This is a genomic window from Burkholderia sp. AU18528 (genome assembly GCF_002223215.2).
Classification (GTDB): domain Bacteria; phylum Pseudomonadota; class Gammaproteobacteria; order Burkholderiales; family Burkholderiaceae; genus Burkholderia; species Burkholderia semiarida.
This window is the reverse complement of sequence record NZ_NKFC02000002.1, coordinates 192,994-214,619: the sequence shown is the minus strand read 5'-3', so window position 1 is coordinate 214,619 and position 21,626 is coordinate 192,994. Positions and strand designations below refer to the sequence as shown.

The window sequence follows — 21,626 nt, the reverse complement described above, 5'->3', positions numbered from 1 at the left end:
TCCCTGTGTTTGCAATCACTGGACGATTCGCCGGTTGCATCCTTCATGCACTTGGCCTCAAGCACGTGAAAACAGCCGCTTTTAGCAGCCGCCCGCCCGTACTTGCGCGCAAGTGTAGGTGATCAAATTAATTTGTGGGACTTTTTTGGGGTAGTGGTAACACTACCGATATCGGCGCTTTGGAGAAATGACTCGAATATCGCTGCAGGCCCCGCCGGATAAGGGTTTCCGCTAATTCACGGCGATCCGTCGAAAGGTCGTTTCAGCCCATTCCCGGAGGCATTTCGATTCGGTATTTTGTGACCTGGATCATTGAATGAAACGCGCGTGACACCACGCGCGTTTCGTCGCCCGATGACATGAATGGTTCAAGCGGCCGAAGCGGTGTTCAGGCAGCCGATGCGCGCCATTCGGCGTCGAGCGCGGCGATCAGTTGCGCCGTCGTCAGCGCATCGCCGCGCCGCCGCGCGAGCGGCGCGCCCTGGCCGGCCCACAGCGACAGATAGTCGCCGTCGTTCGCGCGCGCGGCGGCCTGGCGCAGCGGCTGGGTCAGCGCGTTCTGCACCGGATACGGCGCGGCGTCGGCCTCGTGCTCGCCGAGCCGCGCCATCAGCGTGTTGCGCAGCCCGCGTGCATGACGGCCGGTGATCGCGCGCGTGACCTGCGTCGACGTATCGGCGCTCGCGAGCAGGCGCGCCTTCCAGTCCGCCGCGATCGCGCTTTCCGCGCACGTGAGAAACGCGGTGCCGAGCTGGGCGCCCTGCGCGCCGAGCGCGAGCGCGGCCGCGATGCCGCGGCCGTCCATGATGCCGCCCGCGGCGAGCACCGGCAGCCCCGTCGCGTCGACGAGCTGCGGGACGAGCGCGAGCGTGCCGATCAGCGCGTCGGCGGCCGAACCGATGAAGGTGCCGCGATGGCCGCCCGCCTCGGCGCCCTGCGCGGACAGCGCGTCGGCGCCGGCCGCCCGCCACGCGAGCCCTTCGGCGACGTGCGTCGCGGTGCCGATCACATAGGTACCGGCGGCTTTCAGGCGGGCGACGTCGGCCGCGTCGAGCACGCCGAACGTGAAGCTCGCGACCGGCACGCGCAGCGCGACGAGCGCATCGAGCTGCGCGCGGAAATCGGGCGCGTAGCGCGCAGGCGCCGTGCCCGGCGGCAGGCCGAGCGCGGCGTTCAGCGGGTCGATCGCCGCGAGTGCGCGCGAGACGGTCGCCGCGTCCGGCGCGACTTCATCGGGCAAGACGAACAGGTTGATCGCGAACGGGCGATCGGTCGCCGCGCGGATCGCGGCGACTTCCGTCCCGATGCGCTCCGGTGCGAGCGCGCCGGCGCCGAGGCTGCCGAGCGCACCGGCATTCGATGCGGCGGCGACCATCGCGGTCGTGGTCGCGCCGACCATCGGCGCCTGCACGAGCGGCAGACGCAGGCCGAAGCGTTCGGAAAAGGGCGTGGAAAACGAGCGGGCAGACATGGCGAATCCTTCGATGACGGTGCGCGAAAGCGCTTTGTAAAGGCCGGCACATCGACTTTATCGAAGCGGCGCGGCGCCGAAAAATGAATAATCGAGATCGAAACGATCGCTGCGCGAGAAGCGCCCGCGTGCGCTGCAGCAGCGGGCGATTGGTGGCACACTAGGCCGCCTCTTATCACTCCGGGGCGCCTCCCGCACCCCGCACGCCAGGAGTTCAGAACGTGACTGCCCAATGGATCGACATCCCGACCGGTAACGACAGCTTCGGCGGCTATCTCGCACTGCCCAAGCGCGGCAAGGGGCCTGCCGTCATCATCATCCAGGAGATCTTCGGCGTGAACGCGCACATCCGTGCGGTCGCCGACCAGTATGCGGCCGACGGCTTCGTCGCGCTCGCGCCCGACGTGTTCTGGCGCACGCAGCCGCGCGTCGAGCTGACCTACGAGGGCGCGGATCGCGACAAGGGCATCGAGCTGCTGAAGAAGACCGACGTGGGTCTCGCGGTCGCGGACATCGTCGCGGCGGCCGACGCGTTGCGCGCCCGTCCCGAAGTGGCCGGCAAGCTCGCCGCGATCGGCTACTGCTTCGGCGGCCAGCTCGCGTATCGCGCGGCCGCGACCGGCAAGCTCGACGCGGCGGTGTCCTATTACGGCGGCGGCATCCAGAACGCGCTCGACCTCGCCGGCCAGATCACGCAGCCGATCCTGTTCCACTACGCGGAAAACGACCACGGCATTCCGCTCGACGCCGTCGACCAGGTGAAGGCCGCATTCGCCGGCCGCGGCCACGCGTCGTTCCACGTGTACCCGGGCGCCGAGCACGGCTTCAACTGCACGGACCGCGCATCGTACAACCAGCGCGCGGCGGCGCTCGCGCACGGTCGCACGCTGACGTTCCTCGCCGAGCATCTTTAAGAAGCACGGCCGCGGGCCCGCACGCCGGGCCCGCGTTATGCTCGCACCATCGCCACGCGTCACAACGGGGGTGACCGCGATGCACTCGGACTATCTCGCGCATGACGCAATCGGCCTCGCCGCGCTCGTGCGCGACCGCCAGGCCAGCCCGCGCGAACTGCTCGACGCCGCGATCGGCCAGGCCGAAGCGGTCAACGGCGCGATCAACGCGATCGTGCTGCACGACTACGAAGCCGCGCGCACGCGTGCGGCGACCGCGCCCGCACCCGGCGCCGATACGCCGTTCGCGGGCGTGCCGTATCTCGTCAAGGATCTCGGCGCGGCGGTCGCCGGGCTGCCGCTGTCGATGGGCAGCCGGCACTACCGGTACTTCGTGCCGGCCGACGATTCGCCAGTGATCGCGCGCAGCCGCGCGGCGGGCCTGAACATATTCGGCAAGACCAACACGTCCGAAATCGGCCAGATGCCGTACACGGAACCGGCGCTGTTCGGCGCGTGCCGCAACCCGTGGAACCTCGACCACACGCCCGGAGGCTCGAGCGGCGGCGCGGCGGCGGCCGTCGCGGCCGGCATCGTGCCGCTCGCGCATGCGTCCGACGGCGGCGGCTCGATCCGCATTCCGGCGTCGTGCTGCGGGCTGTTCGGCCTGAAGCCGAGCCGCAATCCGGTGCTCGTCGACCTGCCGTCGAACGGCGAACTCGTCGTCCAGCACGCGGTGTCGCGCAGCGTGCGCGACAGTGCGCTGCTGCTCGACGTGACGACCGGCCAGACGCGGCCGCCCGGCGCGCCCGGCACCTTCCTCGGCGCGCTCGATACGCCGCCCGGCCCGCTGCGGATCGGCCTCGTCGCCGATCCGATGCTCGCGCCGGCGCTCGCGGCCGACACGCGCGCGGCGCTCGACGACGCGGCCGCGCTGCTCGAATCGCTCGGCCATCACGTCGAGCCGGCGACGCTGCCGATCGACTACGCGCGCGCGGCCGAAACCTTCCTCACGCTGTGGGCGACGATCGCCGAGGACATGGTGCTCGGCGCGCGCGAACTGACGGGCCGCGCGCCGCGGCGCGGCGAATTCGAGGCCGCGACGTGGGCGATGGCCGTGGTCGGCCGCCGCCTCGCGCGCACGCGGCTGGCGGACGTGCTCGAATGGCAGCGCCAGCTCACCGTGCAGGTCGCGGGCCTCGTGTCGCGCTACGACGCGATCCTGTGCGCGTCGCTCGCGGGGCCGCCGGTGAAGATCGGCGAACTGCAGCCGACGCCGTTCGAATCCGCGCAGATGAAGCTCGTCGCCGCATTGCCGGTGAAGCCGCTGCTGAAGGAAATGCTCGCGAAGTCGTCGGAGAAGGCGTTCGCGTGGGCCGGCTGCACCGAGCTGTTCAACCTGACCGGCCAGCCGGCGATGTCGGTGCCGCTGTACTGGAACGCGCGCGGGCTGCCGATCGGCGTGCAGTTCGCCGCGCGCCACGCCGACGACGCGTTGCTGCTCCGGCTCGCGCGGCAGCTCGAACAGGCGCGGCCGTGGTTCGACCGCCGCCCGCCGCTGATGCAGGCGCAGCGCTGACGCGCGCGCGTTTGCGCCGCGCGTCGCACTGCTCGATGAACCATGAAAAAGCCCCGCCGGCGCAAACCGGCGGGGCTTTCACGCATGCAACCGCGTGACGGCGCTTACACCGCGAGCCGTTCGCAGATCGTCCGCGTCGCGACCGCCGCGTTCAGCGTGTAGAAGTGCAGCCCCGGCACGCCCGCGTCGATCAGGCGCTGGCACAGGCCCGTGACGACGTCCGCGCCGAACGCGCGGATCGACTCGCGATCGTCGCCGAAGCTCTCGAGCCGGCGCGCGACCCAGCGCGGCACTTCGGCGCCGCACATCTCGGAGAAGCGCATCAACTGCGAGAAGTTCGTGATCGGCATGATGCCCGGCACGATCGGCACGTCCACGCCCAGCTTGCGCGCGTCGTCGACGAAGCGGAAATACGCATCCGCGTTGAAGAAGTACTGCGTGATCGCGGAATTCGCGCCGGCTTTCACCTTGCGCGCGAAATTCTCGAGATCGGCCTTCGGCGAGCGCGATTGCGGGTGGTACTCCGGGTAGCCTGCGACCTCGATGTGGAACCAGTCGCCGTGCTCGGCGCGGATGAAGCTGACGAGCTCCGACGCATAGCGCAGCTCGCCGACCGCGCCCATCCCCGACGGCAGGTCGCCGCGCAGCGCGACGATGTGCCGGATGCCGTGCGAGCGGTACTGGTCGAGGATCGCGCGCAGGCTGTCGCGCGACGAGCCGATGCACGACAGGTGCGGCGCGGCCTCGAGGCCGTCCTTCTGCATGTCGAGCACGGTATCGAGCGTGCCCTGCTGCGTCGAGCCGCCGGCGCCGAACGTCACGGAGACGAATTTCGGCTTCAGCGGCAGCAGCTGCGCGCGCGTGGCGCGCAGCTTTTCGACGCCGTCCGCCGTCTTCGGCGGGAAGAATTCAAACGAGAGTTCGATCGGTTTCATGATTCGATGGGGTTGGGCCTGCGCCCGCCGGCCCTCAGCCGATGTCGCGCTGGCCGAAGATCAGGGCAGACAGCAGCCACGACACGATGCTGTACAGGATCGAACCGAAGAACGCGGACCAGAACCCCGACACCTCGAAGCCCTTCAGCAGCGACGACGCGAACCAGAAGCACAGCGCGTTCACGACGAGGATGAACACCCCGAGCGTGACGATCGTGACGGGCAGCGTCAGCAGGATCAGCACCGGCCGGATCACCGTGTTGATCAGCCCGAGCACGACCGCGACGATCAAAGCAGTGCCGAAGCTCTTGATGTGGATCGACGGCACGAGGTACGTGATGATCAGCAGCGCGAGCGCGTTGATGACCCAGGTGAGGATGACGCTCATGGAGGGCTCCGGTTCGGTTGTCGATCGGTACGATCGGTGAGCGCCGCCGCGGCGCGCGGCCCGCGACGGGCACGCACGGCGCGGCGGCGGCAGCGCATCAGTAGCGGTAGTGGTTCGGCTTGAACGGGCCGTCCTTCTGCACGCCGATGTACGCGGCCTGCTCGTCCGACAGCACCGACAGGTTCGCGCCGATGCGCGCGAGGTGCAGGCGCGCGACCTTTTCATCGAGATGCTTCGGCAGCACGTAGACCTTGTTCTCGTACTGGTCGCCGCGCGTGAAGAGTTCGATCTGCGCGAGCGTCTGGTTCGCGAACGAATTCGACATCACGAACGACGGGTGGCCGGTCGCGCAGCCGAGGTTCACGAGGCGGCCTTCGGCCAGCAGGATGATGCGCTTGCCGTCCGGGAAGATGATGTGGTCGACCTGCGGCTTGATGTTTTCCCACTGGTACTGGCGCGTCGACGCGACGTCGATTTCCGAGTCGAAGTGACCGATGTTGCAGACGATCGCGTTGTGACGCATCGCCTTCATGTGATCGTGATTGATCACGTGGTAGTTGCCGGTGGCCGTCACGAAGATGTCGGCCTTGTCCGCCGCGTATTCCATCGTCACGACGCGGTAGCCTTCCATCGCCGCCTGCAGCGCGCAGATCGGATCGATTTCGGTGACCCACACGGTCGCGCCCAGGCCGCGCAGCGACTGCGCGCAGCCCTTGCCCACGTCGCCGTAGCCCGCGACGACCGCCACCTTGCCCGCGATCATCACGTCGGTCGCGCGCTTGATGCCGTCGACAAGCGACTCGCGGCAGCCGTACAGGTTGTCGAACTTCGACTTCGTGACCGAATCGTTCACGTTGAACGCCGGGAACGGCAGGCGGCCGTCCTTTTCCATCTGGTACAGGCGGTGCACGCCGGTCGTGGTTTCTTCCGTCACGCCCTTGATGTGCGCGAGGCGCTTCGAGTACCAGTTCGCGTCGACGTCGAGGTGCGCGGCGATCGACTTGTACAGCGCGACTTCTTCCTCGTTGGTCGGCTTCGCGATCACCGAACGGTCCTTCTCGGCCTTCGAGCCGAGGATCAGCAGCAGCGTGGCGTCGCCGCCGTCGTCCAGGATCATGTTCGCGAATTCGCCGTTCGGCCATTCGAAGATGCGGTGCGAGAACTCCCAGTATTCGTCGAGCGACTCGCCCTTGAACGCGAACACCGGCGTGCCGGCTTCGACGATCGCGGCGGCCGCGTGGTCCTGCGTCGAGAAGATGTTGCACGACGCCCAGCGCACGTCCGCGCCGAGCGCCTTCAGCGTCTCGATCAGCACGCCCGTCTGGATCGTCATGTGCAGCGAACCGGCAATGCGCGCGCCCTTCAGCGGCTGCTGCGCCTTGTATTCGTCGCGGATCTGCACGAGGCCCGGCATTTCGGTCTCGGCGATGTTGAGTTCCTTGCGGCCCCAGCCGGCCAGCGCCATGTCGGCGACGACGTAATCGTGGGAAGCCTTGGAATCGATAATGGCGTTCATCACGCCCTCCTTTCTAAAAAGTTTCTAGATTGGTGACGTGAGCGCCGTTCAGGAAGCGGGGCCGGCGCGAAAAAATCGTCGCACGGCTGCTTGGTGAAGCCTTCCGAGCCTGGCGGACGCAGGATGGTCCGTCGCAACGCTCCTCGGAAAACGGAGGGGATTGTAGCAAATCGGCGCGCGAAATGCGCAAGCACCGCATACGGCGCGAGCGCGCGGCGCCGGCGCGCCGCCGCCGTCGGCAGAGGGTCAGGACTCCGCGCCCACCCACGCCTGCTCGCGCAGCCGCGCGCGCAGGCGCGCGACGGCCTGGCTGTGCAACTGGCACACGCGCGATTCGCTCACCTCGAGCACCGCGCCGATCTCGCGCAGATTCAGACCCCGTTCGTAGTACAGCGACATCAGCAGCTTCTCGCGCTCCGGCAGCCGCTCGATCGCCTCGACGAGCGCCTCGCGCAGGTGTTCGTCGAGCAGCGCCGACAGCGGATCGGCGTGATCGACCCGATAGCGGTCGAGGAACGGCTCGTCGTCGGCCGCGCGATCGAAATCCTCGTAGTAGATGAGCTGGCTGCCGTGCAGGTCCTGCAGCATCCCCTGGTATTCGTCGAGCGGCATGTTCAGGTGCTGCGCGATCTCGGTCTCGCTCGCCGAGCGGCCGAGGTGCTGCTCGACCTGGTGCACCGCGTGCTCGACCTCGCGCGAGGTCTTGCGCAGGCTGCGCGGCAGCCAGTCGTTGCTGCGCAGCTCGTCGAGCATCGCGCCGCGGATGCGCTGCGTCGCGTAGGTCTCGAACTGCGCGCCCTGGTCTTCCTTGTAGCGGCCCGCCGCGTCCATCAGGCCGATCATGCCGGCCTGGATCAGGTCGTCGAGATCGACGCTCGCCGGCATTTTCGCGACGAGCTGCAATCCGAGGCGGCGCACGAGCGGCGCGTATTGCGCGAGCACGTCGGCCTGGGACATCTTTCCTTGAGCGTTGTACATCATGGCTCCCTCCTCCGGGTGGCGCTCACGCGGCGTGTGCCGCGCCCGCCTCGTACGACGGCTTGCCGCCGGCGTGGACCGCGCGGCCCGCACCCGAACGCGGGCGCATCGGCCAGTACAACAGGTCGGCGGCAATCTGCCGGTAGTCGCGCGCGGCGGACGACGACGGAAACGCGTCGACCACCGCATGCATCAATTCGCGGGCGTGCTCGACGAGCGGATCGGCGCTCACGCAGCCCGCGTCGGCGATCGACACGGTCAGGTAGCGGTTCGCGACGCCCGCGAGGTTGTCGAACGCCGCCTTCGCGTCCGCGTGGCTGCCGACCTGGTTGGTCAGCACGCGGAACTGCGCGAACGCGTGCGCGAAATGCAGCCGCTTCATGCACGCATACGCCTCGGTGATCGCCTGCGCGGCGACCCGCGTGACGACCAGCACGTCGTGCGCTTCGCGCGCGAGCGCCGAGAACGACCCATCGGCGCCGAGCTGCGCGTCGACGAGGACGATGTCGGCCGGGCCGTCGATGAAGTCGCTCAGTTGCGCGTCGCTGTAGCCGGCGCGCGCGAGCCGCGCCGCCGCGCACAGGCTGAAACCGGCCGCGACCCGCGTGCGCGCGCCGTCGCGCAGCCACGCGCCGGCGAGCGTCGCGCTGGCCGAGCGCACGTCGGCGCGCTCGTCGACGACGAGCACGTCCTTGCCGAGCGACGCGAGCGCCGCCGCGAGATTCACGACGGTCGACGTGCAGCCGACGCCCGCCGGCCCGCCCGTCACCGCGACGATGCGCGACGCGCGCCCGGCCAGCAGGCGGCGCAGCCCTTCGGCCTGATCGATGATCGGTTTATCCAAATCGCACCTCGTGCAGCTCGGCGGTGGAACGCGCGGTCAGTGCGGAGAGCAGCGTCGGCATGTCGTCGTCCTGCGGCACGAAGGGCGAGCCGTCGCGCGGCACGCAGAACGCGCTCTTCAGCAGGAATCGGGTCGACGCGACGTACAGGTTCTCCGGCACCTTCTGGCCGGTCGACACGTAGTGAACCGGCAGCTTGTAGCGGATCACCGTGTCGAGCACGCCGCCGAGGTGGGTCGCCTCGTCGAGCTTGGTCAGGATGCAGCCGGCCAGGTCGGGGTGCTCGCCCGCGCTGCGGTACGCCTGCACGACTTCGTTGAGCGTGTCGCCGTGGCTCGTCGCGTTCAGCAGCAGCAGGCGCTGCACCGGTGCGTTCGCGCCGTGCAGCATCGCGATCTGGTCGGACACCGCGCGGTCGCGCTGGCTCATGCCGATCGTGTCGATCAGCACGATGTGCTTGTTGCGCAGCTCGGACAGCGCGAGCGCGAGATCGCCCGCGTCCTTCACCGCGTGCACCGGCACGCCGAGGATCTTGCCGAAGATGCGCAGTTGTTCGTGGCCGCCGATCCGGTAGCTGTCGGTGGTCAGCAGCGCGACCTTGCTCGCGCCGAAGCGCATCACGCAGCGCGCGGCCAGCTTCGCGGTGGTGGTCGTCTTGCCGACGCCCGTCGGCCCCATCAGCGCGAACACGCCGCCGCGCTCCATCAGCGCGTCCTCGCTGTCGAGCACCGGCAGGTTCGACGCGAGCACCGACTGCGCCCATTCGGCGGCCTGCTCGAAGGTCTGCGCGCCGTCGCCGGCCGGCAGGTTGTCGACCAGCATCCGCACGAGCTGCGCGGAGAAACCGGCCGCGAACAGGTGCTTCGTCAGCGCGCCGTGAACGGCGCTGCGGCGCTGGCGGTCGTGCCACATCAGGCTGTCGAACTGCTCCTCCATCATCCCGCGCAGCTCGCCGAGCTCGTGCATCACGGTGTCGTTGACGATCCGCTCGATGCGCGACTTCACCGCGTCGGCCACCGCGGCGGCCGCGTCGGAGGGCAGGCGCGTGCGGTCCGCCGCCCTCGCCGCGTACGCGGCGCCCGTGTCGGGTGTGCGCTTCGTGGCGGCCGGCGATCCGGCGGCAGGCGATCCGGCGGCAGGCGATCCGGCGGCCGGCATCCGGCGTTGGGCCTCGCGCACGATGTCGCGGGCCCAGTCGGGCGGCGTCGCGCTGGCCGCGGGCTGCGGCGCGCTTGCCAGCGGCTCGACCGGCGCCTGCGCACGGGCGATCAGCGCGTCGCGCTGCTGCGTCAGGCGCTTCGCGTGCTCGACCAGCCACGGTGCGGGTTCGGAAGTGGCGGCAGGCGATCCTGCGGCAGGCGATCCGGCGGCAGGCGCGGCGATCGACGGCGCGGCGGCCGGCGCGTCCGCATCGCTCGACGAAGCCTGCATGTCAGCCTCTTGCGCGTCGGCGCTCACGCCGAACACGGACGAGAACACGTCAGGCAGCCCGCCTTCGCCCGCCGCATACGGATTGACGGCCGGGCGCGGAGCGATGCCCGGGCGCGACACGATGCCCGGCACGGCGGCGGCCGGCACGGATTCCGGCAGGCGCGGCGAAGCGAAGCGCGGCCGCGCGGCCGGCGGCGCCACCGCGGCGAGATCCGAATCGGCGAGTGCGACGATTTCGACGCTGCCGTCATCGAGCGTGCGGTTCGACAGCACGACCGCGTCGGCGCCGAGCGCCTCGCGCACGAGACGAAGTGCGTCGCGGCTCGTTGCGCCGGTGAATTTGCGAATGTTCAAGCGGAACCCCCGATGACGTTAACGACTTTGATCGTGCGTGTGTCCGGCACTTCGGCGTACGACAGCACTTTCAATTGCGGCAGGCTGCGGCGCAGGAAACGCGCGAGCATCGCGCGCAGCGCGTGCTGCACCAGCAGCACCGGCGGCAGCCCGAGATTCTGTTGACGCAGCAACGCTTGCTGCGTGCCGGTCAGAAGGTTGTGCGCGAGGCCGGGCTCGAGGCCCGGGTTCGCGCCGGTGGCGAGCGCCTGCGACAGCACGCGCTCCAGATTCGCGTCGAGGCCCATCACCTGCATTTCGCCGTTGCCCGGATACCACTGCTGCGTGATCGCGCGGCCGAGCGAGAGTCGCACCGCGGCCGTGATCTCGAACGCGTCGCCGCGGCCCGCATGCTCGGACACGGCCTCGAGGATCGTGCGCATGTCGCGGATCGGCACGCCTTCCTCGAGCAGGTTCTGCAGCACCTTCTGCAGCGTGGTGAGCGAGATCGTCTTCGGCACGAGGTCCTCGACGAGCGACGGCGCGTCCTTGCCGGTGCGCTCCACGAGCGCCTGCACTTCCTGGCGGCCGAGCAACTCGGCCGCATGCTGGACGACCAGATGATTCAGGTGGGTCGCGACGACCGTGCTCGCATCGACCACCGTGTAGCCGTACACCTGCGCCTGCTCGCGCATCGCGACGTCGATCCACACTGCCGGCAGCCCGAACGCCGGATCCTGCGTGACGGCGCCCGGCAGCGCGGCCGTCACCTGGCCCGGGTTGATCGCGAGCCACTGACCCGGGAACACTTCGCCGAAGCCGATCTCGACGCCCTTCAGCGCGATCCGGTATGCGTTCGGCCGCAGTTCGAGGTTGTCGCGGATATGGATCACCGGCGGCAGGAAGCCGATTTCCTGCGCGAATTTCTTGCGGATGCTCTTGATGCGCTTGAGCAGCTCGCCGTCGCTGTTCTTGTCGACGAGCGGGATCAGCCGGTAGCCGACCTCGAGGCCGAGCGGGTCGATCAGCTGCACGTCGTCCCAGGTCGCTTCGTGACTGTCGGCCGGCAGCACGGCGGGCGGCGCGATGTCGGTGACGTCGCCGGCCGCCTTGCGGGCCGCCGCGCGCCGGGTCTGCGTGCGCGCGAGCCAGATCGCGCCGGCGCCGAGCGCGAGGAACGCGAAGTGCGGCATCCCGGGGATCAGCCCCATCAGCACGATGATCGCGCCGGTGATGTTCAGCACGCGCGGGTTCGTGAACAGCTGGCCGGTGATCTGCGTGCCGATGTCCTCGTCGGTCGCGACGCGCGACACGATCACGCCGGCCGCGGTCGAGATCACGAGCGACGGGATCTGCGCGACGAGGCCGTCGCCGATCGTCAGCAGCGTGTAGTTGGTGCCGGCCGCGGCGAAGCTCATGTCGTGCTGGACCATCCCGACGATCAGCCCGCCGATCACGTTGATCGCCATGATGATCAGGCCGGCGATCGCGTCGCCGCGCACGAACTTCGACGCGCCGTCCATCGACCCGTAGAACTCGGCTTCCTGCGAGACGGCCAGGCGGCGCTTGCGCGCCTGTTCCTCGTTGATGAGGCCCGCGTTCAGGTCGGCGTCGATCGCCATCTGCTTGCCGGGCATCGCGTCGAGCGTGAAGCGCGCGGACACTTCGGCGATCCGCCCCGCGCCCTTCGTGATCACCATGAAGTTGATGATCATCAGGATAACGAACACGACGATGCCGACCGCGAAGTTGCCGCCGACGAGGAAGTGGCCGAACGCCTCGATCACCTGGCCGGCAGCATCCGGCCCGGTGTGGCCTTCGAGCAGCACGACGCGCGTCGACGCGACGTTCAGCGACAGGCGCAGGAGCGTCGAGAACAGCAGCACGCTCGGGAACGCAGCGAAGTCGAGCGGCTTCATCGTGTACATGCTGACGAGCAGCACCATCACGGACAGCGCGATGTTGAACGTGAACAGCAGATCCAGCAGCACCGGCGGCAGCGGCAGGATCATCATCCCCAGGATCATGCAGATGAGGATCGGGCCCGCGAGCGCGCGCAGGTTGGTGCCCGCGAACGGGTTCGTGCGTTTGGCGAACAGGCCGGTGGTCGGGGTGCTCATGCTGCGTTCCCTTGCTGGCCGAGCGCGTCTTCGGCTTCTTCACGTTCGTCGTCGGCGGCGACCGACGCGCCCTTGTCGAGTTCGGCCGGCACGTCGAGATCGACCGGCACCGCCGGGAACGCGCCGCCTTCCGAACGGAAGCGCTTGAGCTGGTAGACCCACGCGAGCACTTCGGCGACCGCCGAGTACAGCGAGCCGGGGATCTCGCGCTCGAGTTCGACGTTGTGATACAGCGCACGCGCGAGCGGCGGCGCTTCGAGCAGCGGCACGTTGTGTTCGGCCGCGAGTTCGCGGATGCGCGCGGCGACAAGGTTCACGCCCTTCGCGACGACCTTCGGCGCGCGCATCTCGCCATCCGTGTATTGCAGCGCGACCGCGAAGTGCGTCGGGTTCGTGACGACGACGTCGGCCTTCGGCACGGCCGCCATCATCCGGCGGCGGGCGATCGCGCGCTGCTGCTGGCGGATCCGCCCCTTCACGTGCGGGTCGCCCTCGTTCTCGCGATGCTCGCGCTTCACTTCTTCCTTCGTCATGCGCAACTTCTTGTTGTACTGCCAGAGTTGGTAAGGCACGTCGAGCCCGGCGACCACCAGCATCCCGGCGACCGTCGTGCCGCAGCACACGGCGACCAGATGCAGCGCATCGGGCAGCGCGGCGCCGAGCGGCTGGGTCGCGAGGCCGAGCAGTTCGTCCTTGCTGCGCCAGATCGCGACGCCGCCGATCCCGCCGACGACCAGCGTCTTCGCGATCGACATCCCGAGTTGGATCGGCCCCTGGATCGAGAAGATCCGGCCGAGGCCCGAGATCGGGTTCAGGCGGTCGAACTTCAGTTCGAGCGTCTTCTGCGAAATCAGCCAGCCGCCCAGCGCCATCGGCGCGAGCAGCGCGGCGACGCCGGTGAGCGCGAGGAGCGGCAGCAGCGCGGCGAAGCCTTCGAGGCTCGCGCTGCCGGCCGCCGACAGCATCCGGTCGGTGTCGAACGCGGTCGCGCGATCGAACGTGAACGCGCCGCGCAGCATCGCCTGCAGATGCGCGCCCGACGGGCCCGCGAACAGCCATGCGCCGTAGAACCCCGCCGCGAGCAGTGCGAACGAAGCCAGTTCGCGCGAACGCGCGACCTGCCCCTCCTCGCGCGCCTTCTCGCGGCGCCTGGGAGTGGCGGCTTCGGTCTTGTCGAGATCGCTCTCGTCTGCCACGGGGCCTCCAGTCGGGTACGGCGGAATGCCGTTTTTCAGTGACACCGATTATTCATGGAGGCGTCAAACGCCGATCGGTCGAGCAAAGCCGGGAAAGGGGGGTATTTCGGGGAATCGGGCGAGCGGCCGCGAACGCGGCCGGAGCGGGGGCGGAACGACGCGCGGCGCGGCGCGAAAGCGGGCCGGGCGGCGCATCGGCGAAATGGCGGCCGCAGGCGGGACGGTGACGGTGAGATGCGAAGGGAACGGTGAAACGGCGGGCGGGACAGCGGGACAGCGGGACAGCAGGACAGCGGGAAAGCGGGAAAAGCGGGGCAAACGGCCCCCAACGGCGTCGTGCGTGGGGGCCAGCGTCGGTCAGACGGCCGGAATCGGGTCCGCGCCGAAACGGTTCGGGCCTTCGGTGCCGCGCGAGCACATCCACACGAGCAGCAGGATGCTGCCGACGATCGGAATCAGCGCGAGCAGCAGGAACCAGCCCGAGCGGCCCGTATCGTGCAGGCGGCGCACGCTGACCGCGATGCCCGGAACGATCAGCGCGAGCGACACCAGGGAGATCGCGCCGAGCAGCAGCAGCGTGATCAGGCCGCCGTCGCGGCCGGCCGCGCCGATGATCTGGCCGACGATCGACAGCACGCAGCTCAGCAGCGCGAAATACCAGTATTCGGCGCGGCGCGCACGGCCTTCGAACGTGGCGTATTTATTCAGTACGGCACGAATGGCTTCGGAAAAATTCATCTTATTACCCTCCTGTTTTATATTGGCACCCCGGAAACAACGCCGAAATTATAGGGTTGAATTTCAGTGCGCTCCATCTCTTTTCGCATGCGGCGCAATACGCGCACAGGGGCGTATCGCACGCCCATATGACACGAAAATTGCTGCAATGGCGCATTTCGGCTTGGCCGGGCTTGCACGCCGCGTCATTTTAATAATCGTGAAGATCTGACGGAAACGACGGCCCGGATAATCCGGCATTCGATTACAGCGGAATGAAACCGCCGCCCCGATAATCGACTCGAGGATCCGGCATGCGATTAACCGGGCAGCCGGCAATACGCAGGCGCGGCGGTCGCGTCACCCTTCGCCATTGTCGATACCGGCCGCATCGCCTGGCCCGACGGCAATACGGCACGGGCGGCCACCGGCCTCAAAGGCGTGAAAGGCGCGAAGAGCCTGAACGGCCAGACCGAGCGAAGCGGCCTGGCCGGCCGCCCCTAACCGGCCGCCGCCCGCTGCAGCGCGCCGAGATCGAGCTTCTTCATCGTCATCACCTGCGCCATCACGCGCTCGGCGCGGGCCGGGTCGCCCGTCATCAGTTCGGCCATCTGCACGGGCACGACCTGCCACGACACGCCGAAGCGGTCGCGCAGCCACCCGCATTGCTGCGCGCGCGCGTCGCCGCCTTCGGCCAGGCGCGCCCAGTAATGGTCGATCTCGTCCTGGTCGCGGCAGTTGACGACGAACGACACGGCCGGCGTCATCTGGAACACGGGGCCGCCGTTCAGCGCGACGAACGCCTGCCCGTCGAGTTCGAACGCGACCGTCATCACCGTGCCCTCGGCCTGTCCGGACGCGTGCGCGCCGGCCTTGCCGTAGCGCGCGACGTGCACGATGCGCGCGTTGTCGAACACCGATACGTAGAAATCGGCCGCCGCCTCGGCGTCGCGGTCGAACCACAGGAACGGCGTGATGCGTTGTATGCGCGGGGTCATGGCGCTGTCTCCTCGATGTCGTGCCGGCACCGGTGCCGGTCTTACATCGTAGGCGCTGCACGCGCACACGGCGGCGATTCGATCCGTAGTGCGCGCGCGGCCGGCTCTCGGATAAAAAAAGGGGGCGATCGCTCGCCCCCTTTTTGCTGCTGCCCGCGGCCGTGCCGCGTCAGAACGCGACGAACGGCTGCGCGCCGCCGCTCGCGGTCTTGTCCATCCCGAAGTAGATCGTCTTGCCGTAGAAGTGCGGCATGCCGATGTCGAGCCAGCTGGACGAGCCGAACGGCCCCGCAATGTCGTTGAACGCGAACGTCGACGAATTGGAGAACAGCGAATCCGCGTTCGCGACCGGCATCGACACGGTGCCCGATGCGCCGTTCTGGCCGCTCAGCGTCGCCGAATAGGTGGTCGTGGACGACGGGCAGTAGAACTCCGTATTCCTCGAACAGACCGTCTGCGCCGAATCGTTGAAGAAATACGCGTTCGAGCCCGTATCGAAGAACGCCATCACGTTGCGCCCCTGGAACGTCGCGCTGACGTCGCCGGTCGTGGTCGACGTCATCACCGTCTTGCCGCTCAGGTTCGGCAGACCGAACGTCAGCGTGCCGGTCGCGCTCGCCTGCCCGTTGTCCGAGATGGTCGGCATCTGCACGCTCACGCCGTCGTTGTTCGCGAAACGATGCACGGGGTTCGCCACCTGCTGCGCGAGCGGCACGAGCGCGACCGTGCAGCTCGCGTTGTCGCCGTTCGGGCACGCGTAGTAGTTGTTGTTGTTCGACGACGTCGACGTCGCGCACGTCGTGCCGCAGTCGTACGGCGCCGGCCCGATGCCGAGGATCCCGTTCGCGCCGAGCGCGCCCGTCGAGTTGGCCGACGCGCCGCCGTTCGTGCACGAGCTCGGCACGTTCGCCGTGCCGAGGTCGCCGATGATCTGCACCGGCAGCGACGCCGCCTGCTCGGAGCCGATCGACAGGTCGACCGTGCGCACCGACCCCCACGTGTAGCTCGACACGAACTTGCCGCATTCGGCGACCGGCGCGCCGCCGCTCGTCACATGCGGCAGGCTGCCGAGCACGCCCGACACCGCGCTGCCGACGAGCCGCAGCCCATAGGACGCGGTATCGACGAGCACGTTGTTGACGATCTGGCAGTTCGACGTGCCCGGCACGCAGACCTTCACGCTGACGGTCGGGATGTTGATCACGTTCGCGGCGCCGGCGCCGACCGTGATGACGGCCGTGTTGCCGCTGTTGCCGTCGGAGCCGTTGTTGCCGGTATTGCCGTTGTTGCCCGCACTGCCGCCGCCGCCATCGCCGCCGCCGCATGCCGTCACGAGCACGGCCGTCGCGGCCAGGAGGCCCAGCACGCCGAGCCAGCGCTTGAATGTACGAGGAATGCTCAAGATCGCTCTCCCGCTGTCACTGGATATCGGTGCCGGCCACGCCGGCAGGCAGCGCCGACGGCAGCCATGCCTGGCCGGAGAAGGCGCCCATGTGGCCGCCCGTCCGGATCACGAGGCCGCTCGTCTCGACGGCCACCGGCGCACGCCAGCCGCGCGCCCGGTGCGCCGCCTGGACGCCGGCCGTGTACTGCGGGAAATAGCTGCCGAGCAGCGACGCGAGATCCGGCATCGTCGGCCCGCGCCATGCGAGGCCGAACACGCTGCCTGCGGCCGACGTGTATTCGTGGATGACGGTGCCCGACCCGAGCGTGATCTCGCGCACGGTGTAGGCGGCCGCGCTCGTCTGCACGCCGTCCGCCGAGCGCATCGCGCGCTGCAGCGCGCGCACTGTGGCGGCCTGATCGTCCGCCGGCGGCGACATCGGCGCGCCGCCCAGTTCCGCGTGTGCGTGGACGGCCCACAGCACACCCATTGCAGCCGTCGCGTGCGCGACGGTCCAGCCCAAGCGTTTCAGCTTCACGTTCCCCCCCAAGGGACTGGCTGCGTTGCCGACGGCGCCGCCATCGGCCCGCGCCGCCTGTCCACCGATGAATCGTACGAATGACCCTGCGTTGCTGCTGACGCGTAGTATGCCTGCGGAGTGTGTCCAAGTGTCAATTCGACGCAGGATCACGCCGCGCCGCGCCGCGGTGGCGGGCTCGGGGAAACGACGCAGGAAACGGGGAATGCGCGCATCGGCGACCCCGCGGAACGGGGCGCCCGGCAAAGGGGCGCCCGGCAATGGGGCGCCCGGCGAAGGGGCGCGCGGCTGCGCCGCGGCGGGTCAGAAACCGAGGCTCGCGAGCAGGTCGTCGACCTGCCCCTGGTCCTGAACCACGTCGGATTTGCCTTCCGGCGCGATCTGCGGGCCGTTCAGCAGCGACTCGGGGCTGCCGGTCGCGCTGATCTGTTCGGCCGCGAGCGCGGCGGCGGTGGCCGCGAACTGCTCGCGCCGCTCGGGCGCGATGTTCTCGACGAGCACGGTGAGGAGCTGCTGCTCGATCAGGTAGACCATGTCCATGATCTTCTTGATCACCTGCCCGGTCAGATCCTGGAAATCCTGCGCGAGCATGATTTCGAGCAGTTGCGCGCGGGTCGCCGCCGTCGATTCGGGCAGCGTGCGCAGGAACGCGCGCGTATCGTCCATCAGCTCGCGCACTTCCGCGTGCTCGATCGGCGCCGCGTACCACTGCGCCCAGCGTGCGTCAAGCGCCTCGGCCTCGTTCTGGACGCGCTCCTGCATCGGCTTCGCGATCTCGATCGCATTCAGCACGCGCACCGCGGCCTGCTCGGTCATCGTCGCGACGTAGCGCAGGCGGTCGCGCGCATCGGGCACGGCTTCGGCCGCGCGCTCGACATGCTTGTCGAGCCCGAGCTCGCGCATCGAATCGCGCAGCGTGCGCGTGACGTGGCCGATGCGCGCGAGGATCCGGTCGCTCGCGTAATCGGCGCCTTCGGCATGGCCGTCGGCGTTGACCGCCGCGCCGGCGAGCGCCGCATGGATCGGCTCGTTCACGTTCAGCTCCCGGTCTTGGCCATCTTGTCGATGATCTTGTTCAGCTTCTCGTCGAGCGTCGCGGCCGTGAACGGTTTCACGACGTAGCCGCTCGCGCCGGCCTGGGCGGCCGCGATGATGTTCTCCTTCTTCGACTCGGCCGTGACCATCAGCACCGGCAGATGCGTGAGCGTCGCGTCCGCGCGGATTTCCTTCAGCATCGCGAGGCCGTCGAGGTTCGGCATGTTCCAGTCGGAGATCACGAAGTCAAAGCCGCCGCCGCGCAGCCGCGCGAGGCCGGCCGCGCCGTCTTCCGCCTCGTCGACGTTTGTGTAGCCCAGTTCCTTGAGCAGGTTGCGGACGATCCGGCGCATCGTCGGGAAATCGTCCACCACCAGGATTTTCATGCTCTTGTCCATCGTCGTTCCTTTCCAGATTCGTTTCCGTCGAGGCGTGTAGCGTGGCACGCGCCCCGTGACATTCCATTCACACGCGCTGCACGCGGTCGCCCATCGTCGCCAGGCGCGCCATCACGCGGCGGCTCATGTCGGCGAGCGGCGCGACCTCGTCCGCGCCGCCGAGCGCGATCGCCTCGCGCGGCATCCCGAACACGATGCAGCTCGCTTCGTCCTGCGCGAACGTGTGAGCGCCCGCGCGTTTCATTTCCAGCAGGCCGGCCGCGCCGTCGCGGCCCATCCCGGTGAGGATCACGCCGATCGCGTTCTTGCCCGCGTGCGTCGCCGCCGAGCGGAACAGCACGTCGACCGACGGGCGGTGCCGGTTCACCGGCGGCTCGTCCGACAGTTGCGCAATATAGTTCGCGCCGCTTCTCGCGAGCAACAGGTGTGCGTGCCCCGGCGCGATGTACGCATGGCCGGGCAGCACGCGTTCGCCGTGCTCGGCTTCCTTCACCGCGATCCGGCACAGCCCGTTCAGCCGCTGCGCGAACGACTTCGTGAAGCCCGGCGGCATGTGCTGCGCGATCAGCACGGCCGGCGCATCCGGCGGCAGCGGCGTCAGCACTTCGCGGATCGCCTCGGTGCCGCCCGTCGACGCGCCGATGATGATCAGCTTCTCGGTACTGACGAGCGGGTTGTTGATCATCGGCGCGGCCGCGGCGCTGTCCACCGCGCGCGCGGCGGCCTGCGGCTGCGGCGCCTGGCGCACGCGCGCGCGCGACGCCGCGCGGATCTTGTCGGCGAGCTTTTCCGCGTAGTCGAGCATCCCGTCGCGAATCCCGACGCGCGGCTTCGTGACGAAATCCACCGCGCCGAGTTCGAGCGCGCGCAGCGTGATTTCCGAGCCGCGCTCGGTCAGCGACGACACCATCACGACCGGCATCGGCCGCAGGCGCATCAGCTTCTCGAGGAAGTCGAGCCCGTCCATGCGCGGCATTTCGACGTCGAGCGTGAGCACGTCGGGGTTGTGCTGCTTGATGAGCTCGCGCGCGACGAGCGGATCGGGCGCGGTCGCGCACACCGTCATGTCGGGCTGGCTGTTGATGATCTCGGTCATCAGGCTGCGGATCAACGCCGAATCGTCGACGCACAATACTTTGATCTTCTGCACTGCGGTCATGCCTCCTGCTTTCTTGATAGGTTTGCCGCGTGCGGGCTCCCGGCGGACGGCGCCGCGCCGCGCCCGCCGAACAGCTCGATGCGCGGGCGCGCCGGTTGCGGCGCCGCGGGCCGCTTCGCGGCGAACAGCTCGATCTGCGCGCGCGTCCGTGCGGCGCGGGCGCGCTCGGCCTCGCGCGCGAGCGCGGCTTCGCGCTCGGTCACGCCCGGCACCTGCAGCCGCAGCTTCTTCACCATCGCGCGCCCGCTGTGCGGCATGAACGCGACCTTGCGAGGATGCACGCCCTGCAAGTCTTCCGCGGTGATGCGGATGCGCTCGAGCGCGAGGTAGCGGCGCACGAAATCGGCGTTGCGATCGCCGATGTTGATCGTCGTCATCCCGGCCAGCACGGCCGCGCCGCCGAACACCTTCGCCTCGAAGCGCTCGCGGCGCCCGCCGGCCTTGATCAGCTCGTTGATCAGCACTTCCATCGCATACGCGCCGTAGCGCATCGATTCCGACGCGGCCGCGCCCGGATCGGCGCCGTCGTCCGGCAGCATGAAATGATTCATCCCGCCGATGCCCGCGTACGGATCGTGCAGGCACGCGGCGACGCACGAGCCGAGCACGGTCATCAGCACCATGTCATCGGCCGTCGTGTAGAACTCGTTCGGCAACAGCTTCACGCCGGGGCGTTCGAAGTGGTTGTCGAAGTAGCGATTGGTCGCGATCGGCAGTGCGCTCATCCGCGCTCTCCCAGGGCCGGCGCGCCGCCCGCGGCCCGTGCGCGCACGGGCGACGGCAGCTCGGCCGCCGCGCTCGCCGGCGCACCGCGCGAGCGCGCGCCCTGCGCGGCGTCGCGCGTGAGTTCGTACACCGTCTGCCCGCGCAGCCGGAACGCCTGCGTCACGTACGTGAAGTTCTCCGAATGGCCGGCGAACAGCAGCCCGCCCGGCTTCACGAGCGGCTCGAAGCGCGACAGCACCTGCCCCTGCGTCGGCTTGTCGAAATAGATCATCACGTTGCGGCAGAAGATCGCGTCGAACGGCTTCGCGATCCCGTAGTCGGCATCGGTCAGGTTCAGTTGCTCGAAGCGGATCATCGCGCGCAGCTCGGGGCGCACCTTCACGCGGCCGGCCTGCGCGCCCGTGCCCTTCAGGAAGAAGCGCTTGAGCCGCTCCGGCGACAGGTGCTTGACCTGGTCGTACGTGTAGATGCCGGCTTCGGCCTTCGCGAGCACCTGCGTGTCGAGATCGGTCGCGAGGATCGACGCGCCGCGCGCGGCCGTTTCGCCGAGCGCCTCGATCAGCGTGATCGCGATCGAGTACGGCTCCTCGCCGGTCGACGCCGCCGAGCACCAGACCGAGACCGGCGCCGGCCGCCCTTTCACGAATTCCGACAGGATCGGGAAATGGTGCGCCTCGCGGAAAAACGCGGTCAGGTTGGTCGTCAGCGCATTGGTGAACGCTTCCCACTCGAGCGGATCGTCTTCCTGTTCGAGCAGGTCGAGGTAGTCGCGGAACGTGTCGAGGCCGCGCGCCCGCAACCGCCGCGCGAGACGGCTGTAGGCCATGTCGCGCTTGTGCTCGGACAGCGAGATGCCCGCGCGTTGGTGGATCAGCGCGCGAATGCGTGCGAAATCCGCGCCGGTGAACGCGAAATCGCGCCCCGGCTCGCCCGCGCGAGGCGAGGCATCCGGTGCATCGGGTCGAAACGGCGCGCGCGCGTGCTGCATG

20 protein-coding genes and 1 riboswitch are annotated in these 21,626 nt (G+C 69.0%); of the genes, 2 read left to right on the top strand and 18 right to left on the bottom strand.

From position 1 onward, the window contains the following. Positions 1 to 388: 388 nt before the first annotated feature. The gene (locus CFB52_RS01110) at positions 389 to 1,471 is read right to left on the bottom strand and encodes a nitronate monooxygenase family protein (RefSeq protein WP_089464469.1); all 1,083 of its coding nucleotides are present in this window, start codon (positions 1,469 to 1,471) and stop codon (positions 389 to 391) included. A 221-nt stretch (positions 1,472 to 1,692) separates the two neighbouring features. Between CFB52_RS01110 and CFB52_RS01105 the strand changes: the two genes are divergently transcribed. Together CFB52_RS01105 and CFB52_RS01100 are read left to right on the top strand one after the other, a co-directional pair. Continuing rightward, positions 1,693 to 2,385: a dienelactone hydrolase family protein gene (locus CFB52_RS01105; RefSeq protein ID WP_059578138.1), complete on the top strand. Its 693-nt coding sequence runs from the start codon at positions 1,693 to 1,695 to the stop codon at positions 2,383 to 2,385. Positions 2,386 to 2,464: 79 nt separating this feature from the next. Next, positions 2,465 to 3,943, top strand: coding sequence for an amidase (locus CFB52_RS01100; protein ID WP_060008899.1), 1,479 nt, complete (start codon positions 2,465 to 2,467; stop codon positions 3,941 to 3,943). Between the two features lie 104 nt (positions 3,944 to 4,047). Here the strand turns inward: CFB52_RS01100 and metF are convergent, their stop codons facing one another. From metF to CFB52_RS01015, 17 genes are all read right to left on the bottom strand, one after another. Then, entirely contained in the window at positions 4,048 to 4,878 is an 831-nt protein-coding gene (metF, locus tag CFB52_RS01095) for a methylenetetrahydrofolate reductase [NAD(P)H] (protein WP_059578135.1), read from the bottom strand. Positions 4,879 to 4,912: 34 nt separating this feature from the next. Beyond that, complete coding sequence (locus CFB52_RS01090; protein WP_011882923.1) at positions 4,913 to 5,266, bottom strand: phage holin family protein; 354 nt, start codon at positions 5,264 to 5,266, stop codon at positions 4,913 to 4,915. A 97-nt stretch (positions 5,267 to 5,363) separates the two neighbouring features. Beyond that, positions 5,364 to 6,782 (bottom strand): adenosylhomocysteinase, encoded by a 1,419-nt coding sequence (gene ahcY / locus CFB52_RS01085; RefSeq protein ID WP_059503304.1) that lies wholly within the window; start codon positions 6,780 to 6,782, stop codon positions 5,364 to 5,366. 32 nt (positions 6,783 to 6,814) lie between these two features. After that, a riboswitch (S-adenosyl-L-homocysteine riboswitch) is annotated at positions 6,815 to 6,933 on the bottom strand. A 95-nt stretch (positions 6,934 to 7,028) separates the two neighbouring features. Continuing rightward, positions 7,029 to 7,763 (bottom strand): RNA polymerase sigma factor FliA, encoded by a 735-nt coding sequence (locus CFB52_RS01080; protein WP_006484033.1) that lies wholly within the window; start codon positions 7,761 to 7,763, stop codon positions 7,029 to 7,031. 22 nt (positions 7,764 to 7,785) lie between these two features. Continuing rightward, complete coding sequence (locus tag CFB52_RS01075) at positions 7,786 to 8,604, bottom strand: flagellar biosynthesis protein FlhG (protein ID WP_059578133.1); 819 nt, start codon at positions 8,602 to 8,604, stop codon at positions 7,786 to 7,788. Beyond that, positions 8,597 to 10,387, bottom strand: a complete 1,791-nt coding sequence (flhF, locus tag CFB52_RS01070; protein WP_099315954.1) for a flagellar biosynthesis protein FlhF — start codon at positions 10,385 to 10,387, stop codon at positions 8,597 to 8,599. The genes CFB52_RS01075 and flhF overlap by 8 nt, the downstream gene beginning before the upstream one ends. Continuing rightward, positions 10,384 to 12,486 carry a flagellar biosynthesis protein FlhA gene (flhA, locus tag CFB52_RS01065; RefSeq protein ID WP_059578127.1) on the bottom strand — a complete coding sequence of 701 codons (2,103 nt, stop codon included), beginning with the start codon at positions 12,484 to 12,486 and terminating at the stop codon, positions 10,384 to 10,386. Before flhA ends, flhF begins: the two co-directional genes overlap by 4 nt. Continuing rightward, complete coding sequence (gene flhB, locus CFB52_RS01060) at positions 12,483 to 13,682, bottom strand: flagellar biosynthesis protein FlhB (protein ID WP_099315953.1); 1,200 nt, start codon at positions 13,680 to 13,682, stop codon at positions 12,483 to 12,485. The genes flhA and flhB overlap by 4 nt, the downstream gene beginning before the upstream one ends. 357 nt (positions 13,683 to 14,039) lie before the next feature. After that, positions 14,040 to 14,420, bottom strand: a complete 381-nt coding sequence (locus CFB52_RS01055; RefSeq protein WP_059578122.1) for a DUF805 domain-containing protein — start codon at positions 14,418 to 14,420, stop codon at positions 14,040 to 14,042. A 479-nt stretch (positions 14,421 to 14,899) separates the two neighbouring features. Then, entirely contained in the window at positions 14,900 to 15,397 is a 498-nt protein-coding gene (locus CFB52_RS01050) for a VOC family protein (RefSeq protein ID WP_099315952.1), read from the bottom strand. Between the two features lie 169 nt (positions 15,398 to 15,566). Beyond that, complete coding sequence (locus CFB52_RS01045) at positions 15,567 to 16,799, bottom strand: DUF3443 domain-containing protein (RefSeq protein ID WP_099315951.1); 1,233 nt, start codon at positions 16,797 to 16,799, stop codon at positions 15,567 to 15,569. Positions 16,800 to 16,815: 16 nt separating this feature from the next. Then, positions 16,816 to 17,319: a DUF2844 domain-containing protein gene (locus CFB52_RS01040; protein WP_059578113.1), complete on the bottom strand. Its 504-nt coding sequence runs from the start codon at positions 17,317 to 17,319 to the stop codon at positions 16,816 to 16,818. Positions 17,320 to 17,622: 303 nt separating this feature from the next. Then, positions 17,623 to 18,354, bottom strand: a complete 732-nt coding sequence (gene cheZ, locus CFB52_RS01035; RefSeq protein WP_059578110.1) for a protein phosphatase CheZ — start codon at positions 18,352 to 18,354, stop codon at positions 17,623 to 17,625. A 2-nt stretch (positions 18,355 to 18,356) separates the two neighbouring features. Further along, positions 18,357 to 18,752, bottom strand: coding sequence for a chemotaxis response regulator CheY (gene cheY, locus CFB52_RS01030; RefSeq protein WP_026045350.1), 396 nt, complete (start codon positions 18,750 to 18,752; stop codon positions 18,357 to 18,359). Between the two features lie 67 nt (positions 18,753 to 18,819). After that, positions 18,820 to 19,911 carry a chemotaxis response regulator protein-glutamate methylesterase gene (locus CFB52_RS01025; RefSeq protein ID WP_099315950.1) on the bottom strand — a complete coding sequence of 364 codons (1,092 nt, stop codon included), beginning with the start codon at positions 19,909 to 19,911 and terminating at the stop codon, positions 18,820 to 18,822. Continuing rightward, positions 19,908 to 20,636, bottom strand: a complete 729-nt coding sequence (gene cheD / locus CFB52_RS01020) for a chemoreceptor glutamine deamidase CheD (protein ID WP_099315949.1) — start codon at positions 20,634 to 20,636, stop codon at positions 19,908 to 19,910. Before cheD ends, CFB52_RS01025 begins: the two co-directional genes overlap by 4 nt. Beyond that, positions 20,633 to 21,625 carry a CheR family methyltransferase gene (locus CFB52_RS01015; RefSeq protein ID WP_060310197.1) on the bottom strand — a complete coding sequence of 331 codons (993 nt, stop codon included), beginning with the start codon at positions 21,623 to 21,625 and terminating at the stop codon, positions 20,633 to 20,635. Before CFB52_RS01015 ends, cheD begins: the two co-directional genes overlap by 4 nt. Between the last annotated feature and the right edge of the window lies 1 nt (position 21,626).

Coding starts and splice junctions, on each gene's coding strand:
- CFB52_RS01110 (WP_089464469.1), bottom strand. CDS start 1,471: ATGTCTGCCCGCTCGTTTTCCACGCCCTTTTCCGAACGCTTCGGCCTG.
- CFB52_RS01100 (WP_060008899.1), top strand. CDS start 2,465: ATGCACTCGGACTATCTCGCGCATGACGCAATCGGCCTCGCCGCGCTC.
- metF (WP_059578135.1), bottom strand. CDS start 4,878: ATGAAACCGATCGAACTCTCGTTTGAATTCTTCCCGCCGAAGACGGCG.
- CFB52_RS01090 (WP_011882923.1), bottom strand. CDS start 5,266: ATGAGCGTCATCCTCACCTGGGTCATCAACGCGCTCGCGCTGCTGATC.
- ahcY (WP_059503304.1), bottom strand. CDS start 6,782: ATGAACGCCATTATCGATTCCAAGGCTTCCCACGATTACGTCGTCGCC.
- CFB52_RS01080 (WP_006484033.1), bottom strand. CDS start 7,763: ATGATGTACAACGCTCAAGGAAAGATGTCCCAGGCCGACGTGCTCGCG.
- flhA (WP_059578127.1), bottom strand. CDS start 12,486: ATGAGCACCCCGACCACCGGCCTGTTCGCCAAACGCACGAACCCGTTC.
- CFB52_RS01055 (WP_059578122.1), bottom strand. CDS start 14,420: ATGAATTTTTCCGAAGCCATTCGTGCCGTACTGAATAAATACGCCACG.
- CFB52_RS01050 (WP_099315952.1), bottom strand. CDS start 15,397: ATGACCCCGCGCATACAACGCATCACGCCGTTCCTGTGGTTCGACCGC.
- cheY (WP_026045350.1), bottom strand. CDS start 18,752: ATGGACAAGAGCATGAAAATCCTGGTGGTGGACGATTTCCCGACGATG.
- CFB52_RS01025 (WP_099315950.1), bottom strand. CDS start 19,911: ATGACCGCAGTGCAGAAGATCAAAGTATTGTGCGTCGACGATTCGGCG.
- cheD (WP_099315949.1), bottom strand. CDS start 20,636: ATGAGCGCACTGCCGATCGCGACCAATCGCTACTTCGACAACCACTTC.
- CFB52_RS01015 (WP_060310197.1), bottom strand. CDS start 21,625: ATGCAGCACGCGCGCGCGCCGTTTCGACCCGATGCACCGGATGCCTCG.